Source organism: uncultured Roseibium sp. (assembly GCF_947499295.1).
Lineage (GTDB): Bacteria > Pseudomonadota > Alphaproteobacteria > Rhizobiales > Stappiaceae > Roseibium.
The window spans coordinates 143,049-168,358 of sequence record NZ_CANMNP010000008.1 but is presented as its reverse complement, the minus strand read 5'-3'; the positions used below and the strand labels follow the sequence as shown (position 1 = coordinate 168,358).

Below are 25,310 nucleotides of genomic sequence, written 5' to 3'. Positions count from 1 at the left end.
AGACTTGGCCAGGTAATTTTAAGAGAAGGCGACCATGGCAACCGAAATTCGCGTGCCCACGCTGGGTGAATCCGTTTCTGAAGCAACAATTGCACAATGGTTCAAGAAACCGGGGGATGCCGTCAGTCAGGACGAGCCGCTGGTGGAACTGGAAACCGACAAGGTGACGGTTGAGGTTCCGGCTCCAGCGGCAGGCACGTTGGAAAGCATTGTGGTCAACGAAGGCGATACGGTTGAAGTCGGAGCTCTTCTCGGCCAGATCGCCGAAGGCGCGGTCGCTGCAGCTTCGGCACCAGCCAAGAAAGAAAGCTCTCCGGCGGCAAAATCCTCTGGTGCCGCCGAACTGGTCGACGTGGTTGCTCCAAGCGCTGGCGAATCCGTGACGGAAGCCGAGGTGGGAGAGTGGAGCGTCAAGGTCGGTGACACGGTCAAGGCCGATGATACGCTCGTCGAGCTTGAGACAGATAAGGCTGCTCAGGAGGTGCCGGCTCCTGTTGGAGGCACTGTGGTCAAAATTGCGGCTGAAACCGGTGCAACCATTCAACCCGGTGTTCTTCTTTGCCAGATCGATCCTTCTGGCGCGGGTGCCGCTGCAGCACCGGCTGCTGCTGCGGCTGCGGCCACCTCAGCTCCTGCGGCGGTTTCCGGCTCATCCATGCCGGCTGCGCCTTCTGCTCAGAAAATGATGGCAGAAAACAACCTTTCTGCCGATCAGGTTGCCGGGTCCGGCAAACGTGGTCAGGTTCTGAAGGAAGATGTCATCAACGCGATCTCGTCGGGTGCAACGGCTGCAGCGCCAGCTGCTGCTGCCATTCCGCGTGGTCCGGTTGCAGCTCAGGACGATGCGCGCGAGGAGCGGGTGCGTATGACCAAACTGCGCCAGACCATCGCCCGCCGCCTGAAAGACGCCCAGAACACGGCTGCCATGCTGACCACTTACAATGAAGTGGACATGGGCCCGGTGATGGAGCTTCGGAAGCAGTACAAGGACCTTTTCGAAAAGAAACACGGTGTCAAGCTCGGGTTCATGGGCTTCTTCACCAAGGCGGTCACGCATGCGCTGAAGGAAATCCCGGCAGTAAATGCCGAGATCGACGGCACCGATATCATTTACAAGAACTTCTGCCACATCGGCGTTGCAGTCGGCACAGACAAGGGTCTAGTGGTGCCAGTTGTGCGTGATGCCGATGAAATGTCCATTGCCGAAATCGAAAAGGAAATCGGCAATCTTGGTCGCAAGGCCCGGGACGGCAAGCTCGGCATGGCAGACATGTCCGGCGGCACCTTCACCATCTCCAACGGCGGGGTGTATGGTTCGCTTATGTCGTCACCGATCCTGAATGCTCCCCAGTCGGGCATATTAGGAATGCACAAGATCCAGGAGCGCCCTATGGCCGTTAACGGTCAGGTGGTGATCCGCCCGATGATGTATCTGGCTCTGTCCTATGACCACCGCATTGTCGATGGCAAGGAAGCTGTAACCTTCCTGGTCCGCGTCAAGGAAAGCCTGGAAGACCCGCAGCGCCTGGTTTTGGATCTGTAATCCGGACCGGCCGACCCCGAAGAAAAGGGACCGCATCATGAGTCTGGAGTTCTTGATAACCGCCCTGATCGTGGTGCTGGTTCCCGGAACAGGGGTTGTCTATACCGTGGCCGTTGGCCTTGGTAAGGGGCGGCAGGCTTCCATCGCCGCCGCCCTCGGGTGCACTTTCGGAATCGTTCCGGCTATTCTGGCATCGGTTATCGGCCTTGCGGCTTTGATGCACACCAGTGCGCTGGTGTTCACAGCTGTCAAATATGCTGGCGTTGCCTACCTGCTCTATCTGGCATGGCAAACGTTGAGAGACAGCGGACCAATGGATCTGAAGGCCGACAAAAGCAAGGCCAAGGGTTTTGCTTCAACGGCCTGGACCGGTTTCCTGATCAACATCCTCAATCCCAAGCTGACGGTCTTCTTTCTGGCATTCCTGCCTCAGTTCGTCAGTCCGGCTGCAAGCAATCCGACCTTGGAGATGCTCTTGCACGGGGGTGTCTTTATGGTGATGACATTCGTGGTTTTTGTCGTTTACGGCATGTTTGCATCGCTCGTTGGCGAACGGATCTTGCGCAGCGACAGGGTGCTCGTCTGGATGCGCCGTACCGTCGCTGCAACATTTGCAGGCTTTGGTTTGCGACTGGCCATGGCCGAACAGTAATTCTGACAAGGAGGCGACTGATGGGCATAAGGACACCGAAAGCTTCACTGCTGCCACTCTTTAGAAAGCTTGCTGCCGCTCTGATTGTGGCTGTAATGGCCCTCACCTCGTTGCCATGGCTATCGAACCCGGCCCCTGCTGCGCCTAAAGCCGTCTTTGCACCGCAGATTGAAGGCACCTATACGGTTCAGGGCACCAATCCGAGCGGGGCCTCTTATCAGGGCCGGGCCACCATTACTGTGAGAGACAACACGGCCTATATCCGCTGGGAAATTGCTGGCGACACATTCCACGGCCAGGGGCCTGTCAAGGGAAACCAGCTCGTTGTTAACTGGGGAGAGGCCGACCCTGTGATCTATCAAATCAACCCCGATGGTTCTCTCTTTGGCACTTGGGCCAAAGGGCGAGCGACGGACAATTTGCGTCCGATCAGGTAGCAAGAGGGGTCTCAGCCGGAGACAATATGACCGATCAAGTTCTTATCGTCACAGGCGGCAGCCGAGGTATTGGCGCCAGTGTTTGCCGCAAGGCCGGCGCTTTGGGCCATGCCGTAGTGGTGAATTATGCCGGCAACAAGGCGGCTGCAGACGCCGTGGTCGCAGACATTGCAGCGGCTGGTGGAAAGGCTGTTGCAGTTCAGGCTGATGTGTCACGTGAGGCTGACATTCTTGCTCTCTTCAACGCAGCCGATGAACTTGGGCAGCTGGCCGGGCTCGTCAACAATGCGGGTGTCGTCGATTTTTCTCAACGTGTCGACGAAATGACCGCCGAACGTTTGACCAGAATGTTCTCCATCAACGTGGTCGGTTCGTTCCTCTGTGCGCGCGAAGCGATCAAGCGAATGTCGACGCGGCATGGCGGCAATGGTGGTGCCATCGTGAATCTCGGTTCGGCGGGCTCCAAGCTTGGGTCTCCGTCACAATATGTCGACTACGCGTCCTCAAAGGGCGCGATCGACACAATGACGGTTGGCCTGGCTTTGGAAGTCGCTGACGAAGGCATCCGCGTAAACGCTGTTCGGCCTGGCATTATCGATACGGAACTGCATGCGTCTGGTGGCTTGCCGGATCGCGTTGCGCAGTTGCAGTCGAAGCTTCCAATGAAACGTGCCGGATCTGCGGACGAGGTTGCAGAAGCCATCATCTGGTTGCTTTCAGACAGTTCCAGTTACACGACCGGCGCCATTCTCGACGTTTCCGGCGGCCGGTCGATCCTCCCATGAATTTGAATTCCAACCAGAAGTGAAAGAGGCAAAGGCGACCAAAATGTCCCAATATGATCTCGTCGTCATCGGAACCGGCCCGGGCGGCTATGTGTGCGCAATCAAGGCCGCACAGCTTGGCCTGAAGACGGCCGTCGTTGAAAAACGGGCGACCCTCGGTGGCACTTGCCTCAACATCGGCTGCATTCCGTCCAAAGCGCTGCTTTATGCATCGGAAATGTTTGACGAAGCCGGACATGGGTTTGAAAAGATCGGAATCAAGGCGGGCAAGCCGAAACTCGATCTGCCGGCGATGATGAAACACAAATCTGATGTGGTGGACGCCAATGTCGGCGGCGTTGCGTTCCTCATGAAGAAGAACAAGATCGATGTGCATACCGGCACTGGCAAGATCCTGGCCCAGGGCAAAGTCGAGGTTACGGCCGATGATGGCACGGTTTCCGTGGTCGAAACGAAAAATATCGTGATCGCCACCGGCTCCGATGTCATGCCTTTGCCGGGTGTTGAGATTGACGAAAAACTGATTGTCTCCTCGACCGGTGCTCTGGAGCTGGAGAAGGTTCCCGGAAAGATGGTCGTCGTCGGGGGCGGTGTGATCGGACTGGAACTCGGTTCGGTCTGGAACCGTCTCGGGTCCGAAGTCACCGTGGTTGAGTTCATGGACAAGATCCTTGGCCCGATGGATGGAGACGTGTCGAAGAACTTCCAGCGGATGCTGAAAAAGCAGGGCATGGCATTCAAGCTTTCCTCCAAAGTCACCGGCGTTGAGAAAAAAGGCAAAGGCCTAGCCGTGACCGTGGAGCCGGCAAAAGGCGGTGACGCGGAAACCATTGAAGCGGACATCGTCCTGGTCGCTATCGGCCGCCGTCCCTATTCGGAAGGACTTGGACTGGACAGTGCAGGCGTTGCGCTCGACGAGCGTGGCCGGGTTCAGATCGATGCGCACTACAAGACGAATGTCGACGGTATCTATGCCATCGGAGATGTTGTTGCCGGCCCCATGTTGGCCCACAAGGCCGAGGACGAAGGCGTGGCCATTGCAGAGATCTTGGCAGGCCAGGCAGGTCACGTGAACTACGATGTCATTCCAGGCGTCGTTTACACCCAGCCGGAAGTGGCTTCTGTCGGCAAGACCGAAGAAGAATTGAAGGCCGATGGCGTAGAGTACAAGACCGGCAAATTCGCGTTCACGGCCAATGGCCGCGCACGCGCCATGAACCAGACGGATGGCTTTGCCAAGGTTTTGGCTGACGCCAAAACAGACCGCGTCGTTGGCGTTCACATAGTAGGCTTTGGCGCTGGTGAGATGATCCACGAGGCTGCAGTTCTTATGGAATTTGGTGGGTCCTCGGAAGACCTTGCCCGGACATGCCATGCTCATCCGACCATGTCAGAAGCGGTCAAGGAGGCAGCACTCGGTGCGTTTGCCAAGCCGATACATTCCTAAAAGAACCGTCGGTTTTTCGGCCAATCAGAACAGCGGTGCAGAATAACGGTTGGAAGCCGGGGGCTCTTAAGTGAAAAGAGCTCCCGGTTTTTTGTTGAAACAGTCAGGTGACAATTGGCACTTAACGAACCTGCAAATGGATTGAATAACAAAGCAGGCATACTTTTTTTTATGGCTGTGATGGGGCTGCCTTTGCTTTGCGGCCTGGTTTTCTTCTGGCCAGACCGCAGCATTGCCAATGTGGATGACCTTTTTTTCGTTCCCTGGGCAATGGAATTTGCCGAGAGCGGGCGCCACTGGAACAGTCTGCTCGCGGTCCAGTTTCCCGGCCTTGAAAACTACCATTTGCAGCCGAGGCTGCATCTGATCTTCGCCGGACTGTTTTTTTCAGTTTCTGGAACCGACACCACGGCGCTGCTTGCATTTGAGTTTTTGTGCTTTGCGCTGACCAACCTGGTTTTCGTGATCATCTGTTTGCGATTGGATTTGCGGCTTGCCGCGCTTTTCACACCGCTCCTTTTTGCCCCATTGTACGTTGTTACCGGATTTCGCCTGGAGCTGACGGGTGCCTTGATATTCGTGTCGGGCTTGAGCGTGTCTCTTCCGTTGTTGCGCGCTGAGGCTTCCCGTGCCAGGGGGCAGGCAGGACCGCGCGCTGTAATGAGCATATTCAGCAAGTTTCTTTTCGGCATTGCGCCTCTTGCAGCGCCTTCGCTTTTTGCCTGGAGCCTCGGTGCTATTGCGGTGTTGGAGATCTGGCGCCTGGCAACGCGTCAGGCAAGACTGTTGCGAATTATCTGCGAAGGTCTTGCAGCGCTCTTGTTGGCGCTCGCGGTGTTTGCACTGTCAATTGATTTCGAGTTTGCCGAGTTTCTTGAGCAGTTCACCTTCCATGCCGGCCGATCAACGGGTGGTGGCTTCAATGACGAGGCGATTCTTCGCGCGGTCCTGTTCGCTGGGGCTTCAGCGCTCGTCTTTCGTCACAACCACGCCGCTGCTGCAATTTGCACTGCACTGGCGGCAGGTCAGTTTTTGGCGGCCTTCCTCCACGACAAAGCTTTGATCCGGAACCTCGCGGCTTCAATGGTTTTCCTGATCGCGTTGGATGCTGCTGTCGGAACCAGGTGGCTCAAAGTGAAGGCAACTCTATTTGCCACCCTTTTTCTGGCCCTATCGGCCAATTTCTTCAGCTTCTATTTTATTTCAGAACGAGTGGAGAATTCTGAAGCGGTGATAGCTGCCTATGAGAAGGATCTGTCAGATGGTCAGCGCGTGTTTGTCGATGAAACCATGGCTCAGCACTATCTGAACCAAAACACCCTGGGCGCACTCGCCTGGACGTGGGGCGGAACCTTTCCCAAGGGGCGTCCGACAAGTTTGTACGACCTCGAGGAAGGCGATGTCTGGTACGTGAGCGAGTACACGATTTTAGGATATCTCAAGGGTCGGCATGACATTGCTGAAAAAGTGTGGTCGGACCCGGACTATCGGCGGGTCCCGCAATTTTCTTGTGTATTGGGTCGGCAGTCCTGCAATCTTCCCGTTGAACGGTGGCGGATTCTGCGACTGGAAAAACTGGATGAGGGCGTGTCGGTCAAAATCTTCGGTGACGAAACAACGTCGCGAATTCTCCCTCATGCTCAGTGATCATCTTTGCAAAGCCCATGATCTGCGAATGCTCTGAGAACGTTGCACTCTGTGACTGTGTGATCACCCTGGCAGCTGTCGGCAATACGGGTTAGCTCGGACTCAAGTCTCTGCAGATGCGTGATGCGTTGCCGGACAGCCTTGAGCTGTTCCACCGCAATCAGGTCCGCTTCGGCACAAGGTTTGTCGGGGTGTTGGCTGAGTTCGATAAGATCCCGAACCGCTGGCATCGGTAACCCCAGGTCGCGGCAGTGTCTGATGAAGCGCAACCTTTCAAGATCCGAGTGGCGGTACCGGCGTTGGTTGCCTTCGGTCCGCAAGGGCGCTTCCAGCAAACCTTCTTTTTCATAATACCGGATCGTTGGCACCTTCACCCCGGTTTCGCGGGACAGCTCTCCGATTGAAAAATCCATCAAAAACCTCTTGAAGCTCTAGTCGCTATAGGAATTAGAAAGGTCAAAAGACGGAAATTCAAGTGGCCGATTCGGCAAGGAGTGAACCATGGGCGCGTGCTGCGGCGCTTCAAATCAACGTTTTGACGGCATGTCGCAAGATTACCGCCGTCGTCTTTGGTTGGTGATTGCGCTCAACGGGGCAATGTTTGTCGTGGAAATGGCAGCAGGTCAGGCGGCCGGGTCCAAAGCTCTTCAGGCCGATGCCCTGGACTTCTTTGGCGATGCCGTGACCTATGGCATTTCACTTGCTGTGATTGGCGCCTCCCTGAAGACGCGCGCGCTTGCTGCTCTCTTCAAGGGAAGCAGCCTTTTTCTCATGGGTCTTTGGGTTGCGGCGACAACGCTTTACCAAGTGTTTGTTCTTGGCGTTCCACGGGCTGCGGTGATGGGGTCAATCGGCTTTCTTGCCTTGGCAGTTAATCTCTTCAGCGTGTTGTTGCTTGTGCGATACAAGGATGGGGACGCAAATGTTCGGTCCGTCTGGCTTTGCTCGCGAAATGATGCAATCGGCAATGTGGCGGTTATGTTGGCGGCTTTCGGCGTTTGGGGCACGGCAACCGCCTGGCCTGACCTGATTGTTGCTGGATTGATGGCGGGTCTGTTCCTGAGCTCTGCAATCCAGATTTTCGTGCAGGCTATTCGGGAGTACCGTCAAGACAGCTCGCAAACCCACCCGGCAGTGTAGTGACCGCTGGTTTCTGCTGAAAGTTAGCGCTCAAGCACCTTTCGATGACATCACGGCATGTCAAGAAGCTGTTTTGGCAGCGCCGAGGTGAACCAACGTGATTTCCGGCGGTACGCCGAAGCGGACCGGCAGGATCGAGCATCCAAGACCGCCGGACACGATCAGGTGTCTTGGGTTCGTTCTGAGGCTCAAATGGCGCATCAGAGTTGTTCCTTCGGTCTCGATGATATGACCATAGATGTGGTCTTTCCCGTGTTTCTTGGGGAATGCGGGCTTGTAACCCATGACATCGATCTGACCACCATGTGTGTGACCACTGACGGTCAGGCTCACGCGAGAAGGCACCTTTCGGATTATGTCTGGCTCATGCGCCATGAGTAGCACGGGCGCGTCGTCAATCACCTGGTCAAGGGTCCCTGTCAGGTCGTCCATGCCACGCCAGTATTTCCGCTTTCGCTTGCGGCTCGGAAAAAGGGCAAGCTGGTCATCAAGTCCGGCCAGCCAGAAGGCTTTGCCGTCTTTGGTGAAACGTTCAGCGCGGTTCTGGTAGAGCGGTATTCCGGCGTTGAGGAGGGCCTGACCGTACTTCGTTGGGCCTCGGCCGGTCAGTTGGGCTTCATGGTCATCCCACCAGTCGTGATTCCCAAGGATGGCATGTGTGCCGAGCGGCGCATTCAGGTCGCCGAAAATGTCTGCCCACTCCTGCGGTGGAATTGCATCGTACTGCCATTTGTGGCTCGCCACGTAGTCCCCTAGCATCAGGATGATATCCGGTTTGAGGGCGTTGGTGCGGCCAACCACGAATTTCAGCCGCTCCAAATTCATCCATGGGTCACAAATATGAGGGTCGGCGATCAGTGCGGCCGTGAGCTGGAGGTCTTTGGGCCAGCGGGGCGGTGTCAGTCGATACTCTTTGACCGTCAGGCGAAAGGGTTCAACTCCGATCGCATAGGCGGGTGCCGAAATCGCGCCAAGAACGGCGCATCCAAGCCCTTTTAAAAACAATCGCCTTGAAATCATGAGATACCGCACCCCGATACTTGGTTGCTGCCAATATGAGCTGTGGTGCATCCGCTTCGCGGCGCCTTGAGGGCCGATTTCAGCAGAAAATGTGCAAGGCTTCTGCAAAAAGTCCCGCTGCAAGGCAGCGGGACATGATTGGAGCTCTTTAGAGGAGCCGGTTCACTCGGCTGGTTTGTCGCCTGGAACCGGTAGAACGATTGCTTCTTTTAGTGTTTCGTCGCTCAGATCATTGGTCGCGATGGAAACATCCGTGTCAACTTCGGGTATGACGGTCGTGTCCGCGACGGTCATGTTTTTCGACTTTGCGGTCTTTCCCCAGGAACAGGCATTTGCAGGAACAACTGCAAATGCTGTCAGGGCGAGGGCCGCAACACCGGTGCTTAATAGACGCATGCTCTGCCTCCGTCTTCTGGCCGCGTTAGAACGACGCGACTTTACGTAGGGTAAGAAAAAACGACGATCTGGCAAGGAAAAAACGGGGATCGATTGTATTTTGCTGCGCAAAACAGCATCACTTTCGCCTGAGATTGTAAGTTACTTCACGTCGAGGTTCCGACAAGTCATTGACGATATTCACGACATGGGTGTCGAGAAGATCCCCGAAAGCTTTCAAGGTAATCTGCTTACTGCTGAGAAAGCCGACCAACAATACCACGACAGCACCATCTGAACGCAGCTCCGCTTTGGTCCAACCCCATTTGCAGTCTCGCGGAATGCAGGACGTAAAGGCTCGGACACGCACGTTCACCTGTTCATTTTCGCAGCGGCTCTCCACTTCGATACGCGAGATTTGTTTGGGCTCGGCATCCGGATTGACCCAGGTGCCATCTTCTGGGATCGGGCAGTAGATCCGCTGTGCAAGAGACGGGGCCGCGGACATCATCAATAGGGCGATTGCGAGGATCACCATGCGCATGTCTGTTCTCCCACGTGCCTTCGGTGAAAAAACGTCGAGTGATTGACTTCAACCTAACCGATTACCGCCGCACCTGCTAGAATTGCATTTGAAAAGTGACAGTGTCGTTAAAAAATCCCTCCAAGTAAAACAGAGAGTTAGTATGCAATCACTCAGCAGTGAGCGATTTCTGCTTCGCCCACCCGAGGCGCAAGACCTAGCCGTATACCGCGCCTTTTTTTCAGATGCCGAAGCATCCCGTTTCTACGGTGGACCGCTGCGGGATGATCAGTCCTGGCGGGCCCTTGCTGGGCACGTCGGACACTGGCACCTGCGCGGCTATGGACTTTGGATGATCGTGCCGAAACAAGGCGGGCCTGCGATCGGTGGTTGCGGATTTGTCTGGCCGGATGGCTGGCCCCGGCGCGAGCTGACCTGGTGGCTGCTGCCCGAAGCCCGGGGGACTGGCGCGGCCGTCGAAGTTTCAAAAGTTGCGATCAAGCACGCCTATGACAACTATGGTTGGCCTTTGGTGGAAACGCATATGGATGATGCCAATGCAGCGGCCCGCAAACTCGTTCAAAAGCTGGGTGGTGAGGTGATTGCGCGGGAAGTCTTTCCTGATGACAAAACACGTTCGGTGTATGTCTTGCCAAGACAGGAATGACTCACTGAAACAGGTAATATTTTACCTTCTGGGGTGGGCCTTGTCGTAAGCTTTCAGAAGGTGCGCACTGTCGATCTCTGTGTAGATCTGCGTCGAGGCAAGGCTGGCATGTCCAAGCAGTTCCTGGATGGTTCTGAGGTCGCCACCGCCGGCCAGCAGATGGGTCGCAAAGGAATGGCGCAAGGCGTGAGGCGTCGCGCTGTCTGGCAGACCGAGTGCTCCACGCAAGCGCTGCATGGCCAGCTGGACCATACGGGGATTGAGTGGCCCGCCACGTGCGCCGAGGAACAGCGGGCCATTTGCACTGACCGCGTATGGACAGAGTTTCAGATATTGCTCGATGGCTTCGCTGACGGCGGGCAGAATTGGCACAATTCGTTCTTTGCCACCCTTTCCGATGATCCGTATCGTCTTTGTTACACGTTTCGGCGCCGCGCCGCCTGTCAATGATAACGCCTCTGAAATGCGTAATCCGCAGCCATAAAGGAGCGTCAGTACCGCAGCGTTCCGGGCCTCGATCCAAGCCTCTGATTCCATCCCGAAATCGCCGCTGGTGATATCGACGGCATCTTTCGAGGAAACGGGTTTGGGCAGAGAGCGGGCCTGGCGGGGTGGACGCACTGCTGCCGAAGCGGCCGCATTGACCTCTCCGCGTCTTTCCAAAAACCTCAGAAAGGACCGAATCCCGGCAAGTCCACGTGCCAGAGAACGGCTTTGCACACCCTGGCGGCGGCGGTTTGCCAGAAAGCTTCGAAAATCAACCGGGCGCAAGGCCGCAATGTCCTTGAGGGCCGGCGCTCCACCCAAGTGCATTGTCAAGAACCGCAGAAACTGACGCAGATCCCGCTCATAGGCCAGGAGAGTCTTGTCCGAAAGGCGCCGCTCGTCTGACAGGTGATCCAGCCAAAGTTCCAGCCGGTGATTAAGATCAGGCTGGGCCGTGGTCAGCAAGGCATTTTGTTCGTCAGAATTCGTGCGCATGATCCTCATTTACACTCAGAACAGGCAACTGTTCCGTTAACGATGGAACGGATTTTGATGCGATGAATAGACAGCGGCGACTTTACCGTCACTTAAGCAAGGGTTGCTAAAACGCTTGTTGAGTTTTGTAAGGAGTTGCCCCGGTGGACGTATTGGCTGACTTTGCCCAACGGCTACAGGAACTGTTTTTGTTTCTGGTCAACAACCGTCTTGAAAGCCTGACTTTTGCAGCAACCATCGCTTTTCTTCTTGTGGTTGTTTTGGTTGATCTGCATCGGCGTGGTTATAGGTTCTCCTGGCCACGGCGGCTGCTGAAAAGTGTTGGTGCCAATATTGCTTTCTGGTGGGTCAGCCTGCTGTTTGCACCTGCGGTGCTGCTGCTTACCTACCCGGTAAAGCAGTTTTATGACGCAATTGGTCTGCCCGGCATCGACGAGAGCTTTTGGCAAGGCGTTCCGGCATGGCTGCTCGTTCCACTGGCGATCGTTTGCTACGATTTCGCCAACTACTGGAACCATCGATTGATGCATCACAGGTGGTTTTGGCCCATCCACGCCATTCACCATTCCGACCCGGATATGAATGCACTTACGGCCTATCGGATTCACTTTCTTGAGTCTGTCGTGATGGGCCTGTCTTACATCCTGCTCCTCAGCTGGTTGGGTTTCCCGACAGGATCGATGGGAATGGGAGCCGTTCTGCTGACGCTGCACAGCATGTATGTCCATCTCAATGTCGACTGGGATCACGGACCGTTCAAATATGTGATCGCATCGCCGCGCATGCACCAATGGCACCATGCCGATTTTCCGGAAGCCTACGGCAAGAACCTCGCAAATATCTTCCCGATATTCGATCTTGCCTTTGGCACATATTTTGTTCCCGGTCCTTGCCATGAACCGTTGGGTGCGAAAGGCGTTCCGGAAAACGATGTCGTGAAACTGATCCTTTATCCATTTGCCGTGTGGGGCAAGATGGTTCTGAACTTGGTGCGCCCTTCACGCAAAGTTCGAGCGTCCGCACCCGATGACCCGGCAAAACCAGAAACGCACCGGACCGTTGAGCCCGATGCGTCCACTGCAGCGTCGTAACGTTTCGTATTTGCCTAAAGAATGCTCTGCCCGGTCTTCGCCCAATCGGCGAGGAAAGCTTCAAGACCCTTATCGGTCAGAGGGTGCTTGACGAGGCTTTTCAACGTTGCGGGGGGAACGGTTGCAACATCGGCGCCGATGATGGCGCAATCCTTTACGTGGTTCGGTGTGCGGATAGATGCCGCCAGGATTTCGGTTTCGTAACCGTAGTTGTCATAGATGACGCGGATTTCCCTGATCAGCTCGAGACCGTCCGCATGAATATCATCAAGACGACCGATGAACGGCGAGATGTAAGTTGCACCGGCCTTGGCGGCAAGAAGAGCCTGGTTCGCGGAGAAGCACAGCGTGACGTTGGTCTTCGTGCCTTCCTCTGTCAGCTTCTTGCAAGCTTTCAAGCCGTCGAAAGTCAACGGAAGTTTGATGACCACATTATTTGCGATCGCGCGAAGCACGTTGGCTTCCTTGATCATTGTATCGAAGTCGGTTGCAGCAACTTCTGCAGAAACATCGCCTTCTGTGATCGAGCAGATTTCCGCGATCACTTCCTTGAAATCACGGCCGGATTTGGCAATCAGCGACGGGTTCGTTGTCACACCGTCCAGTAGACCGGTGGACTCCAGTTCCTTGATTTCCGTAACGTCGGCAGTGTCGACAAAGAATTTCATGAATTCGTACTCCCTGTGAGGCGCCCGTTTAGTCGCCGGATGTCTTTTCCCGGTAGCGGGGCAAAACGTTTGCGTGGTCAGCTGCGCTCTCTTTACCCTAGGATGATGACAAGAAGAACCCCTGATTCTTCGGTGGATGAATTTTTTGCGGTACGTACCTCAAGACTAACGGAGCTTGCGCTTGAGCGAGACGGCGGCATTGTTTTTTTCAATTTCGAGGTGTTGCCACATGTACTGGACAAACTGGCAAACGACGGTGAGGACCTGAAACCCGGTGCTGTTTGACGACCCAGAACTGCCTGAAACGATTGCCAGTGTTCTGGTGCCCATTGCCGTGCCGGATGCCTATACCTACAAGGTGCCGCCTGGTGAGACTGTGGTGCCAGGCACAATCGTCAAGGTGCCTCTAGGTCCTCGTGAAGTGATCGGGGCTGTCTGGGACGATCAGCCGGACGCAGCAATTAATCCCAAAAAGCTGAAATCCATTTCAAGGGTCTATGACAAAACACCCCCACTTGATGAGGAATTGCGCCGTTTCGTTGACTGGGTCGCCTCCTGGACGCTCGGAGCACCCGGAATGGTGCTGCGTATGGTGCTGCGTTCCGAGGAAGCCCTGGAACCGGAAGCGCCCGTTCCGGGCGTTCGACGCATTGACGGCGCTGAGCCGGACCGGATGACGGCAGCTCGCGGGCGTGTCCTTGCCACGATGGAAGATGGTTTTGCCTGGACAAAAAGCGGATTGTCCCACGCAGCAGGGGTTTCTCCATCGGTCATCGACGGTCTGATCAATCAGGACGTTTTGGAAGTGGTCATGATGCCGGCGGCCTTGCCGCTTCCCAAACCACAGATCGATTATTCACAAAAACCTTTGACGTCTTCTCAACAGGCTGCTGCGGAAGGCTTGATCAGCGGCTTCTCCAAACAAGGCGGTAGTGTCGCGCTGATCGACGGCGTAACCGGATCGGGAAAGACGGAAGTCTATTTCGAGGCGATTGCAGAAGCGTTGCGACGGGACCGGCAAGTATTGGTGCTTTTGCCGGAAATAGCACTGACCGAACAATTCCTGCGTCGGTTTGAACAACGGTTCGGCGTTTATCCGGCTGAGTGGCATTCGGAAATTACACCTCGCAATAGGGCACGTGTCTGGCGCGGCGTAGCCTCCGGCGATGTCAGGGTTGTCATCGGCGCTCGCTCGTCTTTGTTCCTGCCGTTCAAGGAACTCGGCTTGATTATCGTAGATGAGGAACATGACGCAGCATTCAAACAGGATGACCGGGTTCCCTACAGTGCCAGGGACATGGCAGTCGTCAGAGGACACATATCGAAGTTTCCCGTGGTTCTGGCGTCCGCAACGCCTTCGGTTGAAAGCATCGTCAATGCGCAACAGGGACGGTATGATCTATACGAGTTGCCTGAACGCGCGTCAGGCGCGTCGCTGCCGGACCTGCACGCAATTGACATGCGTCTGGATGGTCCGGAGCGCGGCCGATGGCTTGCGCCCGCTCTCATCAACGGGATTCGCGAAACGTTCGGCAGCGGCGATCAGTCGCTTTTGTTTTTGAACCGGCGTGGCTATGCGCCGCTAACGCTCTGCCGAACGTGTGGTCATCGGTTCCAGTGCGCGCATTGTAGCGCATGGTTGGTGGAACACCGGTTTCAAAAAAAGCTCGTCTGCCATCATTGCGGTCATTCCGAACCGGTTCCGCATTCCTGTCCGTCCTGTCAGAGCAGTGACAGCCTTGTGGCGTGCGGACCTGGAGTAGAACGGATTGCCGAAGAAATCTCGGATCTTTTCCCCGAGGCGCGCACGCTGGTGCTTTCCTCCGACATTGCCGGTGGGCCCGAGCGACTGAAACGGGAAATGAAAATCGTCGAAGAAGGCGGTGCCGACATCGTGATCGGTACGCAGCTTGTCGCCAAAGGGCATAATTTTCCAAAGATGAAACTGGTCGGCGTTGTCGATGCCGATCTGGGTCTCGCCCATGGGGACCCGAGAGCGGCTGAAAAAACATTTCAGCTGCTTGCGCAGGTGACCGGCCGGGCGGGCCGGGTAACCGGAGGCGGAAGGGGCTATCTTCAGACCTATAATGCTGATCATCCGGTGATCAAGGCGTTGTTGTCGAGCGACAAACATGCCTTTTATCAGGCGGAAATCGAAGCAAGGCGGTCAGCTGGATTGCCTCCTTTTGGAAGGTTGGCAGCGCTCATTGTGTCCGGACCAGACAAGTCATTCGCTGAAGGCTACGCCAGAGCGCTGGCGCGGGCAGCTCCCCACGATCAGGCAGTGACATTGCTCGGCCCGGCAGAGGCAGCTCTCGCGATGGTGCGCGGAAGATATCGGTTTCGATTGCTGGCGATGGCCCCGCGTCAATTTGACCTACAGACGTATTTGCGGCGTTGGCTCGCGGAGGGCCCGAAACCGACAAGGGGTTTAAGGGTGCAGGTGGACATCGATCCGCAGCACTTTCTCTAATGAGGTGGCAAAGAGGTCATCTCAATCGAAACTGAGAGCTAGCAGTTGCTTCCGGATAGGTGCGCTGTCGACCGATGCCAGTTCGGCATCAATCGCGTCATGAACAGCGCGCCAGACAGGCATGGCGTCGATCAATAGCTTTCGACCCTTGTCGCTAAGCAGCAGCCTGCGGCTTCGCCGGTCCGAGGGGTCCGGTTCTATCGTCAACAGGTCACGGCGCACCAAAGGCTTCAGATTTGCAGTCAACGTGGTGCGGTCCATGACCAGTAAAGTGGCGATTTCTCCCAGTTTTGGCGCGCCGGGCCGGTTCAGCGCCATGAGTAAGGAGAATTGCCCGTTCGTCAGCTGGAGTGGCCGCAATGCCTCATCAAACCGGCGTCCAACGTGACGCGCAGCGCGCTGAAGATGAAGGCAAAGACAGCGGTCGCGGACTTCATGTGTTGTAGAAAGTGGCAGATCTGGGTGCATCGCATATGATTACGTTGATATCAACATAATCATATGCGATGCTTGCGTCTGTTTCCAGCCAGGAGGGCAAGTGAATGACCTATGTTCAGGGGTTTTTGTTACCGGTGAAGACGGCGCGAAAAGCAGATTACAAAGAAATCGCAGAGAAATCGTGGGTTCTCTTCAAGGAATACGGCGCCTTGAATTGCTGTGAGGCATGGGGCGTGGCGGTGCCGGACGGAAAAGTCACGTCTTTTCCGATGGCTGTTAAAAAGGAAGACGATGAGACTGTAGTGTTTTCCTGGATTGTCTGGCCGGACCAAAAAACGGCAGATGCCTGTATGGCCACGATGGAATCGGATCCCCGATGGGAGGAGGTCATGCCGAATGCCAACGAAATCATGAGCATGAAGCGCATGATCTTCGGCGGTTTTGAGCCTCTTGTCAGCTATTAAGGCTGCCGCGAGCGGATCCTCGACGATGCCAGGAAGCTTTAGGGCCGTGCGTCCCAAAAAAATCGCAGCCGCAGGAAAACCGTCTAAAGGTTTAGACGGGCGTGGAGACATTGATCTTCATGGCTTTTTAGGCCTGCCTATCAAAAAACCCCTATGAATCGTCAAAAACAGTCTTTTGGCGAAGTTGCACACTGGGAAACCCTGTGCTAATTGAGGCGCGGCTTTGGGGGAACGGTTTAACCGTCATACCTTCTGACCTCGAAATCATTCATTTTTTCAATACCTTGCGAACGCTGGCCGTTTTGCGGGTCTGGAAAAAGTCAGAGAGCACGGACCTGGTGACTGACAACGTATCTCTCGTATCCGGCGTGGCACAGCGTTACGCGTCCGCCCTTCTCGACCTTGCAGAGGGCGAAGGCGTAACGTCTGACGTGGAACGGGATCTCGCCGCTTTCGAAGGCATGCTTGCCGAAAGTGAAGATCTCGACCGTCTAGTGAAGAGCCCGGCATTTAGTGCTGAGGAGCAGCTAGCAGCGCTCACTGCACTTCTCGAAAAAGCAGGCATTTCCGGCCTCGCTGCAAATTTTGTGAAGTTGGCCGCCCGTAACCGGCGCCTCTTCGTTCTTCCCGGCATGATCAAGGCATACCACGCACTGCTTGCAGACAAGCGAGGCGAGGAAACGGCTGAGGTAACCTCCGCAGCCCCATTGTCCGACGAACATGTCGCCGCCCTGAAGGAAGCATTGTCTTCTTCCACGGGCAAATCTGTAAACGTCGTAGCGGAAGTTGATCCTGCTCTGATCGGTGGCCTCGTGGTCAAGGTCGGCTCACGTATGATCGATACTTCGCTGCGTACCAAGCTCAATTCACTCAAGTTCGCGATGAAAGAGGTCGGCTGATGGATATTCGGGCCGCGGAAATCTCCGCAATCCTCAAGGACCAGATCAAGAGCTTTGGCCAGGAAGCCGAAGTTTCTGAAGTTGGTCAGGTGCTCTCCGTCGGTGACGGTATCGCCCGTGTTTATGGTCTGGACAAAGTTCAGGCTGGTGAAATGGTCGAATTCCCAGGTGGAATTAAGGGCATGGCTCTTAACCTGGAATCCGACAACGTCGGTGTCGTTCTGTTCGGTTCCGACCGTGACATTAAAGAAGGCGACACCGTCAAGCGGACCGGCGCCATCGTTGAGGTGCCGGTTGGCAAGGGTCTGCTGGGCCGCGTTGTTGACCCGCTCGGCAATCCGCTTGACGGCAAGGGCCCGATCGAAGCGACCGAACGTCGCCGTGTGGACGTTAAGGCGCCTGGCATTCTGCCGCGTAAATCCGTTCACGAGCCGATGTCGACCGGCCTGAAGGCAATCGACGCCTTGATCCCGGTTGGTCGTGGTCAGCGCGAACTTGTCATCGGCGACCGTCAGACTGGCAAGACAGCGATTATTCTCGACACTTTCCTGAACCAGAAGCCGTTGCACGCTTCCGATGATGAAGACGCCAAGCTATACTGCATCTACGTTGCGGTCGGGCAGAAGCGCTCCACTGTCGCTCAGTTCGTTAAGACTCTGGAAGATGCAGGCGCACTGGAATATTCCATCGTTGTCGCCGCAACAGCTTCCGATGCAGCCCCGCTGCAGTTCCTTGCACCGTTCTCCGGTTGCGCCATGGGCGAGTACTTCCGTGACAACTCCATGCACGCCGTGATCGGTTACGACGATCTGACCAAACAGGCTGTTGCCTATCGTCAGATGTCCTTGCTTCTGCGCCGCCCGCCCGGACGTGAAGCGTTCCCGGGTGACGTTTTCTACCTGCACTCCCGTCTGCTGGAGCGTTCGGCGAAGCTCAATGAAGAGCATGGCCGCGGTTCCCTGACAGCGCTTCCGGTCATTGAGACCCAGGGCAACGACGTTTCCGCGTTTATTCCGACCAACGTGATTTCGATCACTGACGGTCAGATCTTCCTGGAAACCGACCTTTTCTATCAGGGTATCCGTCCGGCAGTGAACGTCGGTCTGTCGGTTTCCCGCGTTGGTTCTTCCGCGCAGATCAAGGCGATGAAGCAGGTTGCCGGCCCGATTAAGGGTGAACTTGCTCAGTACCGCGAAATGGCAGCATTTGCGCAGTTCGGCTCCGATCTCGATGCCACCACGCAGCGCCTGCTGAACCGTGGCGCGCGCCTGACCGAACTTCTGAAGCAGCCGCAGTTCTCGCCGCTGAAAACGGAAGAGCAGGTTGCAGTGATCTACGCTGGCGTGAACGGCTATCTCGATACGCATCCGGTCGACCGGGTGAAGGATTTCGAAGAAGGCCTGCTGTTGTTCCTGCGTGGTGAACACCAGGATCTGCTGGACGCCATTTGGGAAAAGAAGGCTCTCGACGACGAACTGACCGGCAAGCTGAAAGCTGCCGTCGACGCGTTCGCCAAGAACTTCGCTTAAGACCACACGCCGGGATAAGGAGCAGGGGCGGCCATGCCGAGCCTGAAGGACTTACGAAACCGCATCGCTTCCGTGAAGGCGACGCAGAAAATCACCAAGGCCATGCAGATGGTGGCCGCGGCGAAGCTGCGTCGTGCACAGGAAGCTGCGGAGGCTGCACGCCCCTATGCGGAACGCATGGACGCCGTGCTGGCCAATCTCGCGGTGGCTTTCGAGGGCCGCGACGACGCTCCAAAGCTGATGTCCGGTACGGGCAGCGATCAGGTGCATCTCCTGGTCGTCGCTACGGCTGAACGTGGGCTGTGCGGGGGCTTCAACACCAATATCGCCAAGCTCGCACGTGAAAAGGCGCGCAGCCTGATCGCCGACGGTAAAACGGTCAAAATCCTTTGCGTTGGCAAGAAGGGTTATGACGCGTTGAAGCGCGAGCTTGGGCAGTACGTTCTTAAAACCGTGGATCTGCGCAGTGTGAAATATGTCGGTTTCACCGATGCTGACGAAATCGGTCGCGACATTCTCGGCATGTTCGATAATGGCGAATTCGATGTCTGCACGCTCTTCTATGCCAAGTTCAAATCGGTAATTGCTCAGGAACCGACTGCCCAGCAGTTGATCCCTGCAAGCTTTGAAGTCGAGGAAAACACAGGCAACAACGGCGCGCAGCCGGTTTATGAATATGAGCCTGACGAAGGCGAGATCCTTGCGGATCTTCTGCCGCGTAACATCTCCGTGCAGGTTTTCAGGGCTCTCCTGGAAAATGCTGCGTCTGAGCAGGGTGCCCGCATGTCCGCTATGGACAATGCGACCCGCAACGCTGGTGAAATGATCGACAAACTGACGATCAGCTACAACCGCCAGCGCCAGGCTCAGATTACGACGGAATTGATTGAAATTATCTCGGGCGCAGAAGCGCTCTAACGGGATCGATACGAGGATTAGGGATATGGCTGACAAAAAAGTCGGACGGGTCACCCAGGTCATCGGCGCCGTTGTCGACGTCAAGTTCGATGACCATCTGCCGTTCATCCTGAACGCTCTTGAAGTTGACAACCAGGGCACACGCCTTGTGCTTGAAGTTGCGCAGCATCTCGGTGAGAACACGGTTCGCACCATCGCGATGGACTCCACCGAGGGCTTGGTCCGCGGTCAGGAAGTGGTCGATACGGACGCTGCCATTATGGTTCCCGTCGGCGACGGTACGCTGGGCCGCATCATGAACGTGATTGGCGAGCCGGTCGATGACGCCGGCGAGATCAAACACGAAACCAAGCGCGGCATTCACCAGGAAGCTCCGGAATTTATTGAGCAGTCCACCGAAGCTGAAATCCTGGTTACGGGCATCAAGGTCGTTGACCTGCTGGCACCTTACGCCAAGGGTGGTAAGATCGGCCTGTTCGGTGGTGCCGGCGTTGGTAAAACCGTTCTGATCATGGAATTGATCAACAACATCGCTAAGGCGCACGGTGGTTACTCTGTGTTTGCCGGTGTTGGCGAGCGTACCCGCGAAGGCAACGACCTTTACTGGGAAATGATTGAATCCAACGTGAACAAGGAAGGCGGCGGAGAAGGCTCCAAGGCGGCACTTGTTTACGGTCAGATGAACGAACCTCCCGGAGCTCGCGCCCGTGTTGCTCTGACCGGTCTGACGGTTGCGGAACACTTCCGCGATGAGGGCCAGGACGTTCTGTTCTTCGTCGACAACATCTTCCGCTTTACGCAGGCTGGTTCCGAAGTGTCCGCGCTTCTGGGTCGTATCCCGTCTGCTGTGGGCTATCAGCCGACATTGGCGACGGACATGGGCTCGATGCAGGAACGCATCACCACCACGACCAAGGGTTCGATCACGTCCGTGCAGGCCGTTTACGTCCCGGCCGATGACTTGACTGACCCGGCACCGGCCTCAACCTTTGCTCACTTGGATGCAACAACGGTTTTGAACCGTGCCATCGCTGAAAAAGGCATCTACCCGGCTGTGGATCCGCTGGATTCCTCGTCCCGTATGCTGGATGCCCGGATCATCGGTGACGAGCATTACAACACTGCATATTCAGTTCAGGTCACGCTGCAGCGGTACAAGGCGCTTCAGGACATCATCGCCATCCTTGGCATGGACGAGCTGTCTGAAGAAGATAAACTCACAGTGGCCCGCGCACGTAAGATCGAGCGCTTCCTGTCACAGCCGTTCTTCGTGGCTGAGGTCTTCACCGGCTCTCCGGGCAAGCTTGTTGCCCTGGAAGACACGATCAAAGGCTTCAAAGGCCTGGTTGAAGGTGAATATGACCACCTGCCGGAAGCAGCGTTCTACATGGTCGGTTCCATTGATGAAGCGATCGAGAAGGCTCAGCGTCTGGCTGCAGAAGCAGCTTAAGGCTCTTAAAATCTCCGGACACCGTGCAAGGTGTCCGGTTCTTAGTCTGATGGGTTGCCCATCTGAGTTTTGACTGACAAGGAAGACGCCAAATGGCCGAACTTTTCCAGTTTGAGTTGGTCTCGCCGGAGCGCCAGCTCCTCTCCGAACAGGTGTCTGAAGTTGTTGTTCCAGGCACCGAAGGCGAGTTTGGCGTCCTGAAAGACCACGCCCTGTTCATGTCGACGATCACACCCGGCATCCTGAAAGTGCGCCGGGAAGGCGACAGTTGGGACGAGTATTTCGTGCGTGGCGGTTTTGCTGATGTTGCAGCGGGTGGCCTGACTGTTTTGGCAGAACAGGCCGTGCCTGTGGGCGAAATCAGCCGGGAACAGCTTGATCAGGCGATCAAAAACGCTGAAGAAGACGTGGCTGATGCCAAGGACGATGCGACGAAACAGCGTGCTGAAAACACTCTGGCACAGTTGAAAGATGTGGTTGAGGCCTTGAGTAAGGCTTGAAACCACTTTCAATCGGCCAATCTGATTGATGACGCGGTCCGGAAACGGGCCGCGTTTTTTCATGGACACGGTGTCAGTTGACTGTGGGGCCCCCGGTCAGATTGCCATCGAAAAACCGAAAACCGTTGCGGCCGTTCTTCTTCACCTCGTAAAGAGCGATGTCAGCCTGCTTGATGATCGGGCTCACATCTTCGGTTTCGCCGAAGATTGGTGAAATTCCGACGCTAACGCCAATGGAGACGGTATGTCCCAGAGCCGAAAACGGCCGCTCGATGTTACTGACAATGCGCGCGGCAATTTCGGCTGTATGTTCTCCGGTGCAGTTGAGAATAATAGCGAATTCGTCGCCGCCGAGCCGAGCAATGAGATCGGTTGAGCGCACGCACGCCTTCATTCGTTCCGCGACCTGTTTGAGAATTTCATCTCCGACATCGTGGCCAAAGGTGTCGTTGACGGGTTTGAAACGGTCCAGGTCCAGCAACAGCAGATCGCCTGTGTGTTCTGAAACGATGGCGCGGTCGAGTGCTTCATCCAGCGTCTTGTTGAACAAAGTTCTGTTGGCAAGACCGGTGAGCATATCGTGATGTGCTGCATATTCGATCTTTTCAGCAGCCAGTTCTTGCGAAGTGACGTCTTCATGGGTGCCAATCCATCCACCGCCCGGCATGGGAGCATGAACTGCACTGACCACCCTGCCACTGGGGTGTTTGAATTTTGAACGGACGACGTCGCCGGCAGACAGTTGGATCATCAGGTCCATGACATGAGCCTTGACATCACCTTCAAATTCACCGCGCGCTTTTTCTGCTTCAATCAGTTCGACAAGGCTCGCACCTTTGCGGACTTCACCCTCTGGCTTGCCGAAAATCTCAAGATATTGCTGGTTCCAAAGGGACAAACGCCCCGTTTTGTCGAAGACGCTGACGCCTTGGCGCATATTGGCAAGAATGGCTTCAAGCTCGTCATTGCGAAGATGCGCCTGGCGCTCGCTTTCTGCGATCTTTTCTTCCATGCGTCGGCGCTCGGAAATATCGAAGAAATTGTAGATGAAGCCGCCACTTGGCAGTGGCGTGCTCCTGATGTCGAGATAGCGACCGTCTGATGTTGACCGTTCAAATGCGTGGGGTTGATCTGGCGGATACGCCTTGAACCTTTCTAGAGCAAGAACTTCCGGGTCGCCGGGGCCATAGTCACCGCGTTGAGCATTGAACTTGAAGTAGTCGAGCAGGTGCAGCTTCTGTTCGAGGAGATCGCGAGGTACCTGCAGTGTTTCGATCAGTTCGTCATTGTAGAAGGCCAGTTGATAGCTCGCATCGAAATAGGCAAAACCACCGGGCACATTGTCGAAGATCGTTTGAAGCTGGTCAGCCTGCGCCTTCGTCTCCGTAATGTCCGCCATCGAAACGACAACGCCCTTCAGGCCGAACTCTTCTGAAGGGTCGATTGACCTTGCGTTCACACGCAGCCAGATGCTGGTCTTGCTATCATGCGGCGTCACGTTGGCAATCAAGTCCGTGACGAAATCAGGATCATCCACTGCAAGAACGAACGGGTCGCAGTCCAGGTCATTGAGGCTGCATTGAATATTGATGTCCAGATCCTGGACCGCCATTCCGGCCAGCTCGTCTGCCCGGTACCCGACCATGCCGGCAGCCGCAGGATTGCAGACCTGAATGATGCCGTTTGAATCAAACAACAAGATGCCTTCGGAAACAGCTGCCAAGGTGGCACGATTGACGGCTTCCGAAATCTTGAGCGATTGTTCTGTCCGCTTGCGCTCCGTGATGTCGAAGATACTTGTTACCAGGCCACCGCTGGGCGTGGGATTTCCCCGAATCTCAAGCGTCGTATCATCTGGTCCGGCGCGCTCGTAAACATGCGGTTCCGGATTGTCAAAGACGGAGAAGCGCTCTTTGACGAGCTTGTCAGGATCGCCTGGCCCGAAATCTCCTCGACGTGCCAGGAAACCGGCCACATCTTGAAGCGATGCTTTTCTGTCAATAAACTCCTTCGGCAACTTCAGAAGCTGCTGAAAGTATTCGTTGTTGGCTGCAAGTCGACGGTCTTCATCATAGTAGACGAGCCCACCGTGTATATTGTCAAAGACAACCTGCAGCGTTTCAGCCTGGAGTTTCGTCTCGGTTATGTCCGCGAGCGAAACGACGGCGACATCCAGTCCGGCACCACCGGTGCCCGCAGTGGCATTTGCATCAATTCGAAGCCAGACCGATGAAGATACATCGGGACGGTTCATCTTGACGATGTGATTGTTGACCTCGTGCGGCAGCTTTGCAGCCCTTGCCAGGACATCATGGTCCACCTTGCCGTCTTCTGTGTGAAACTGGATACCTGCAATCAGGTCCTGGATCTTCTGACCTGCTGCAGCCTCATCTGCCAGTCCGAGCAACTTGGCTGCTGCAGGATTATATGACTGGATCCGGCCGCTTGCGCTCAGAACCAGTATGCCCTCGCGAAGGGTTTCCAGCGTTGTGCGCTGCACGGCTTCAGAACGCCGGACCGCTTTTTCGGACACGAGCCTTTCGGTGATGTCCTGAAATGCGCCGACCAATCTGCAAACACGGCCGTTGTCAAGAATGGGTCGTCCTGCGGCCCGAACCCAGAGTTCATTGCCCTTTGCGGTTATGAAAGGCAGCTCGACATCCCACCCGATACCTTCTTCAATGCCACGGGCAACGGCAGCACTGATGATTTCACGCCCTTCGGGTGCATAAAACGAAAGTGCGGTATCGACGCTCGGAACAAAGTCGGCATCAACTTCGTGCAATTCCCGGGTTTTGTCTGTCCAGATCAATTGGTTGGTGTCGAGGTCCAGTTCCCAACCGCCTACGCCGGATACAGTCGCAATTTCTTCAAGGAGTTCACTTTCCTGCGTGGCGAGCCTACTTTCCGCTTCGGCCCTATCGAGTGCATCCTGCACCTGAAGTTCTGCCCTGTGCGACTTGATCAAACCCTCGACAATTTTTCCGAACCGTTTGAGCTGCGTCAGCTGGTCCTCGCTCGGCGATCTTGGGTCGCGATCGATGACACACAAGGTCCCCAGTCTGTTTTCACCATCGATGGATATCGGGCAGCCGGCATAAAAACGAATAGAGGGATCGCCCACGACCAGCGGATTGTCGCGAAAGCGCTCATCTTTTCGTGCATCTGGAATGACGAATAAGTCGTTGGAATGGATTGCGTGCTGACAAAAGGACACATCTCGTGACGTGCTGTCGGCATCAAGACCGCATTTGGCTTTGAACCACTGCTCATCTTCACCAACAATGGATATCAGCGAGATCGGGCAATCAAATACGGTAGCAATAGCTTCAACAACGGCATCGAACTCCGGCAGTCTTTCAGAATGCAGGATCTGCAAGGCATGAAGCGCCTTGAGCCGATCGGATTCATTTGGCGGTTGCGAGACTTCCATACAGGACTCGCCCTTTGTCGATTGGTCTGCCTGGATTGAATATAGACCATTCTAACGTACATGAGCATTCGGAATAAAAGATTAATGTTTACAACTTTAAGAAAACTGACTCCGAAGACTTTAGTGTTGGCGTTAATTTTGCAGAAGTAAGAGATGTTGAGAATAATTAAATACAGAAAATAAGTAGAATTTACATGCTATCTAAATCTTTAATAGAACAGGTCTGTTCA

25 protein-coding genes are annotated in these 25,310 nt (G+C 55.5%); 17 read left to right on the top strand and 8 right to left on the bottom strand.

What is annotated here, in order from left to right; translation table 11 throughout:
- The first annotated feature begins 34 nt into the window (after positions 1–34).
- The 6 genes from odhB (at position 35) to Q0835_RS14560 (ending at position 6,511) form a co-directional block, all read left to right on the top strand.
- Positions 35–1,543 (top strand): 2-oxoglutarate dehydrogenase complex dihydrolipoyllysine-residue succinyltransferase, encoded by a 1,509-nt coding sequence (odhB, locus tag Q0835_RS14585; RefSeq protein ID WP_298818822.1) that lies wholly within the window; start codon positions 35–37, stop codon positions 1,541–1,543.
- A gap of 37 nt (positions 1,544–1,580) precedes the next feature.
- Positions 1,581–2,195, top strand: coding sequence for a LysE family translocator (locus Q0835_RS14580; protein ID WP_298962371.1), 615 nt, complete (start codon positions 1,581–1,583; stop codon positions 2,193–2,195).
- A gap of 20 nt (positions 2,196–2,215) precedes the next feature.
- A complete protein-coding gene (locus tag Q0835_RS14575) occupies positions 2,216–2,632 on the top strand; it encodes a hypothetical protein (RefSeq protein ID WP_298962368.1) in 417 nt (138 codons plus the stop codon).
- Between the two features lie 26 nt (positions 2,633–2,658).
- Positions 2,659–3,417, top strand: a complete 759-nt coding sequence (locus tag Q0835_RS14570) for an SDR family oxidoreductase (RefSeq protein WP_298962365.1) — start codon at positions 2,659–2,661, stop codon at positions 3,415–3,417.
- A gap of 43 nt (positions 3,418–3,460) precedes the next feature.
- The gene (gene lpdA / locus Q0835_RS14565) at positions 3,461–4,864 is read left to right on the top strand and encodes a dihydrolipoyl dehydrogenase (protein ID WP_298962362.1); all 1,404 of its coding nucleotides are present in this window, start codon (positions 3,461–3,463) and stop codon (positions 4,862–4,864) included.
- A gap of 171 nt (positions 4,865–5,035) precedes the next feature.
- On the top strand, positions 5,036–6,511 hold the full coding sequence (locus Q0835_RS14560; protein WP_298962359.1) for a hypothetical protein: 1,476 nt from the start codon (positions 5,036–5,038) through the stop codon (positions 6,509–6,511).
- Here Q0835_RS14560 and Q0835_RS14555 read toward each other — a convergent pair.
- The gene (locus Q0835_RS14555; RefSeq protein WP_298818834.1) at positions 6,505–6,924 is read right to left on the bottom strand and encodes a helix-turn-helix domain-containing protein; all 420 of its coding nucleotides are present in this window, start codon (positions 6,922–6,924) and stop codon (positions 6,505–6,507) included. The two genes, Q0835_RS14560 and Q0835_RS14555, sit on opposite strands and share 7 nt — an antisense overlap.
- Positions 6,925–7,012: 88 nt before the next feature.
- Between Q0835_RS14555 and Q0835_RS14550 the strand changes: the two genes are divergently transcribed.
- Complete coding sequence (locus tag Q0835_RS14550; protein WP_298962356.1) at positions 7,013–7,651, top strand: cation transporter; 639 nt, start codon at positions 7,013–7,015, stop codon at positions 7,649–7,651.
- 60 nt (positions 7,652–7,711) lie between these two features.
- On the opposite strand, the gene Q0835_RS14545 is transcribed toward Q0835_RS14550, so the two are convergent.
- From Q0835_RS14545 to Q0835_RS14535, 3 genes are all read right to left on the bottom strand, one after another.
- Complete coding sequence (locus tag Q0835_RS14545) at positions 7,712–8,671, bottom strand: metallophosphoesterase (RefSeq protein WP_298962497.1); 960 nt, start codon at positions 8,669–8,671, stop codon at positions 7,712–7,714.
- A 162-nt stretch (positions 8,672–8,833) separates the two neighbouring features.
- Positions 8,834–9,067: a hypothetical protein gene (locus tag Q0835_RS14540; RefSeq protein ID WP_298818839.1), complete on the bottom strand. Its 234-nt coding sequence runs from the start codon at positions 9,065–9,067 to the stop codon at positions 8,834–8,836.
- A 118-nt stretch (positions 9,068–9,185) separates the two neighbouring features.
- Positions 9,186–9,590 (bottom strand): serine/threonine protein kinase, encoded by a 405-nt coding sequence (locus Q0835_RS14535; protein WP_298818841.1) that lies wholly within the window; start codon positions 9,588–9,590, stop codon positions 9,186–9,188.
- A 142-nt stretch (positions 9,591–9,732) separates the two neighbouring features.
- Between Q0835_RS14535 and Q0835_RS14530 the strand changes: the two genes are divergently transcribed.
- Positions 9,733–10,236, top strand: coding sequence for a GNAT family N-acetyltransferase (locus Q0835_RS14530; RefSeq protein ID WP_298818843.1), 504 nt, complete (start codon positions 9,733–9,735; stop codon positions 10,234–10,236).
- Between the two features lie 21 nt (positions 10,237–10,257).
- Here Q0835_RS14530 and Q0835_RS14525 read toward each other — a convergent pair whose 3' ends face one another.
- Positions 10,258–11,217 (bottom strand): tyrosine recombinase XerC, encoded by a 960-nt coding sequence (locus tag Q0835_RS14525; protein ID WP_298818845.1) that lies wholly within the window; start codon positions 11,215–11,217, stop codon positions 10,258–10,260.
- A gap of 143 nt (positions 11,218–11,360) precedes the next feature.
- Here Q0835_RS14525 and Q0835_RS14520 point away from each other — a divergent pair, with 143 nt between their 5' ends.
- A complete protein-coding gene (locus Q0835_RS14520; RefSeq protein WP_298962353.1) occupies positions 11,361–12,308 on the top strand; it encodes a sterol desaturase family protein in 948 nt (315 codons plus the stop codon).
- 14 nt (positions 12,309–12,322) lie between these two features.
- Here Q0835_RS14520 and fsa read toward each other — a convergent pair whose 3' ends face one another.
- Positions 12,323–12,976 (bottom strand): fructose-6-phosphate aldolase, encoded by a 654-nt coding sequence (fsa, locus tag Q0835_RS14515; RefSeq protein ID WP_298962350.1) that lies wholly within the window; start codon positions 12,974–12,976, stop codon positions 12,323–12,325.
- Positions 12,977–13,108: 132 nt separating this feature from the next.
- On the opposite strand from fsa, the gene Q0835_RS14510 reads away from it, so the two are divergent.
- Positions 13,109–13,261, top strand: coding sequence for a hypothetical protein (locus Q0835_RS14510; protein ID WP_298818850.1), 153 nt, complete (start codon positions 13,109–13,111; stop codon positions 13,259–13,261).
- Positions 13,251–15,449 (top strand): primosomal protein N', encoded by a 2,199-nt coding sequence (locus tag Q0835_RS14505; protein WP_298962348.1) that lies wholly within the window; start codon positions 13,251–13,253, stop codon positions 15,447–15,449. Before Q0835_RS14510 ends, Q0835_RS14505 begins: the two co-directional genes overlap by 11 nt.
- 21 nt (positions 15,450–15,470) lie before the next feature.
- Here Q0835_RS14505 and Q0835_RS14500 read toward each other — a convergent pair whose 3' ends face one another.
- The gene (locus tag Q0835_RS14500) at positions 15,471–15,917 is read right to left on the bottom strand and encodes a MarR family transcriptional regulator (RefSeq protein WP_298962345.1); all 447 of its coding nucleotides are present in this window, start codon (positions 15,915–15,917) and stop codon (positions 15,471–15,473) included.
- Between the two features lie 74 nt (positions 15,918–15,991).
- On the opposite strand from Q0835_RS14500, the gene Q0835_RS14495 reads away from it, so the two are divergent.
- The 6 genes from Q0835_RS14495 to Q0835_RS14470 all read left to right on the top strand — a co-directional run bounded on the left by Q0835_RS14495 (position 15,992) and on the right by Q0835_RS14470 (position 21,647).
- Positions 15,992–16,351 carry a DUF1428 domain-containing protein gene (locus Q0835_RS14495; protein WP_298962342.1) on the top strand — a complete coding sequence of 120 codons (360 nt, stop codon included), beginning with the start codon at positions 15,992–15,994 and terminating at the stop codon, positions 16,349–16,351.
- A gap of 338 nt (positions 16,352–16,689) precedes the next feature.
- Complete coding sequence (locus tag Q0835_RS14490) at positions 16,690–17,250, top strand: F0F1 ATP synthase subunit delta (protein WP_298818858.1); 561 nt, start codon at positions 16,690–16,692, stop codon at positions 17,248–17,250.
- The gene (gene atpA / locus Q0835_RS14485; protein ID WP_298818860.1) at positions 17,250–18,779 is read left to right on the top strand and encodes a F0F1 ATP synthase subunit alpha; all 1,530 of its coding nucleotides are present in this window, start codon (positions 17,250–17,252) and stop codon (positions 18,777–18,779) included. The genes Q0835_RS14490 and atpA overlap by 1 nt, the downstream gene beginning before the upstream one ends.
- Before the next feature lie 33 nt (positions 18,780–18,812).
- Positions 18,813–19,697 (top strand): F0F1 ATP synthase subunit gamma, encoded by an 885-nt coding sequence (locus tag Q0835_RS14480; RefSeq protein ID WP_298818863.1) that lies wholly within the window; start codon positions 18,813–18,815, stop codon positions 19,695–19,697.
- 16 nt (positions 19,698–19,713) lie between these two features.
- Positions 19,714–21,147, top strand: a complete 1,434-nt coding sequence (gene atpD, locus Q0835_RS14475) for a F0F1 ATP synthase subunit beta (protein WP_298819161.1) — start codon at positions 19,714–19,716, stop codon at positions 21,145–21,147.
- Between the two features lie 92 nt (positions 21,148–21,239).
- Positions 21,240–21,647 (top strand): F0F1 ATP synthase subunit epsilon, encoded by a 408-nt coding sequence (locus tag Q0835_RS14470; protein ID WP_298962339.1) that lies wholly within the window; start codon positions 21,240–21,242, stop codon positions 21,645–21,647.
- 73 nt (positions 21,648–21,720) lie between these two features.
- On the opposite strand, the gene Q0835_RS14465 is transcribed toward Q0835_RS14470, so the two are convergent.
- Complete coding sequence (locus Q0835_RS14465; protein WP_298962336.1) at positions 21,721–25,080, bottom strand: PAS-domain containing protein; 3,360 nt, start codon at positions 25,078–25,080, stop codon at positions 21,721–21,723.
- Positions 25,081–25,310: the final 230 nt, after the last annotated feature.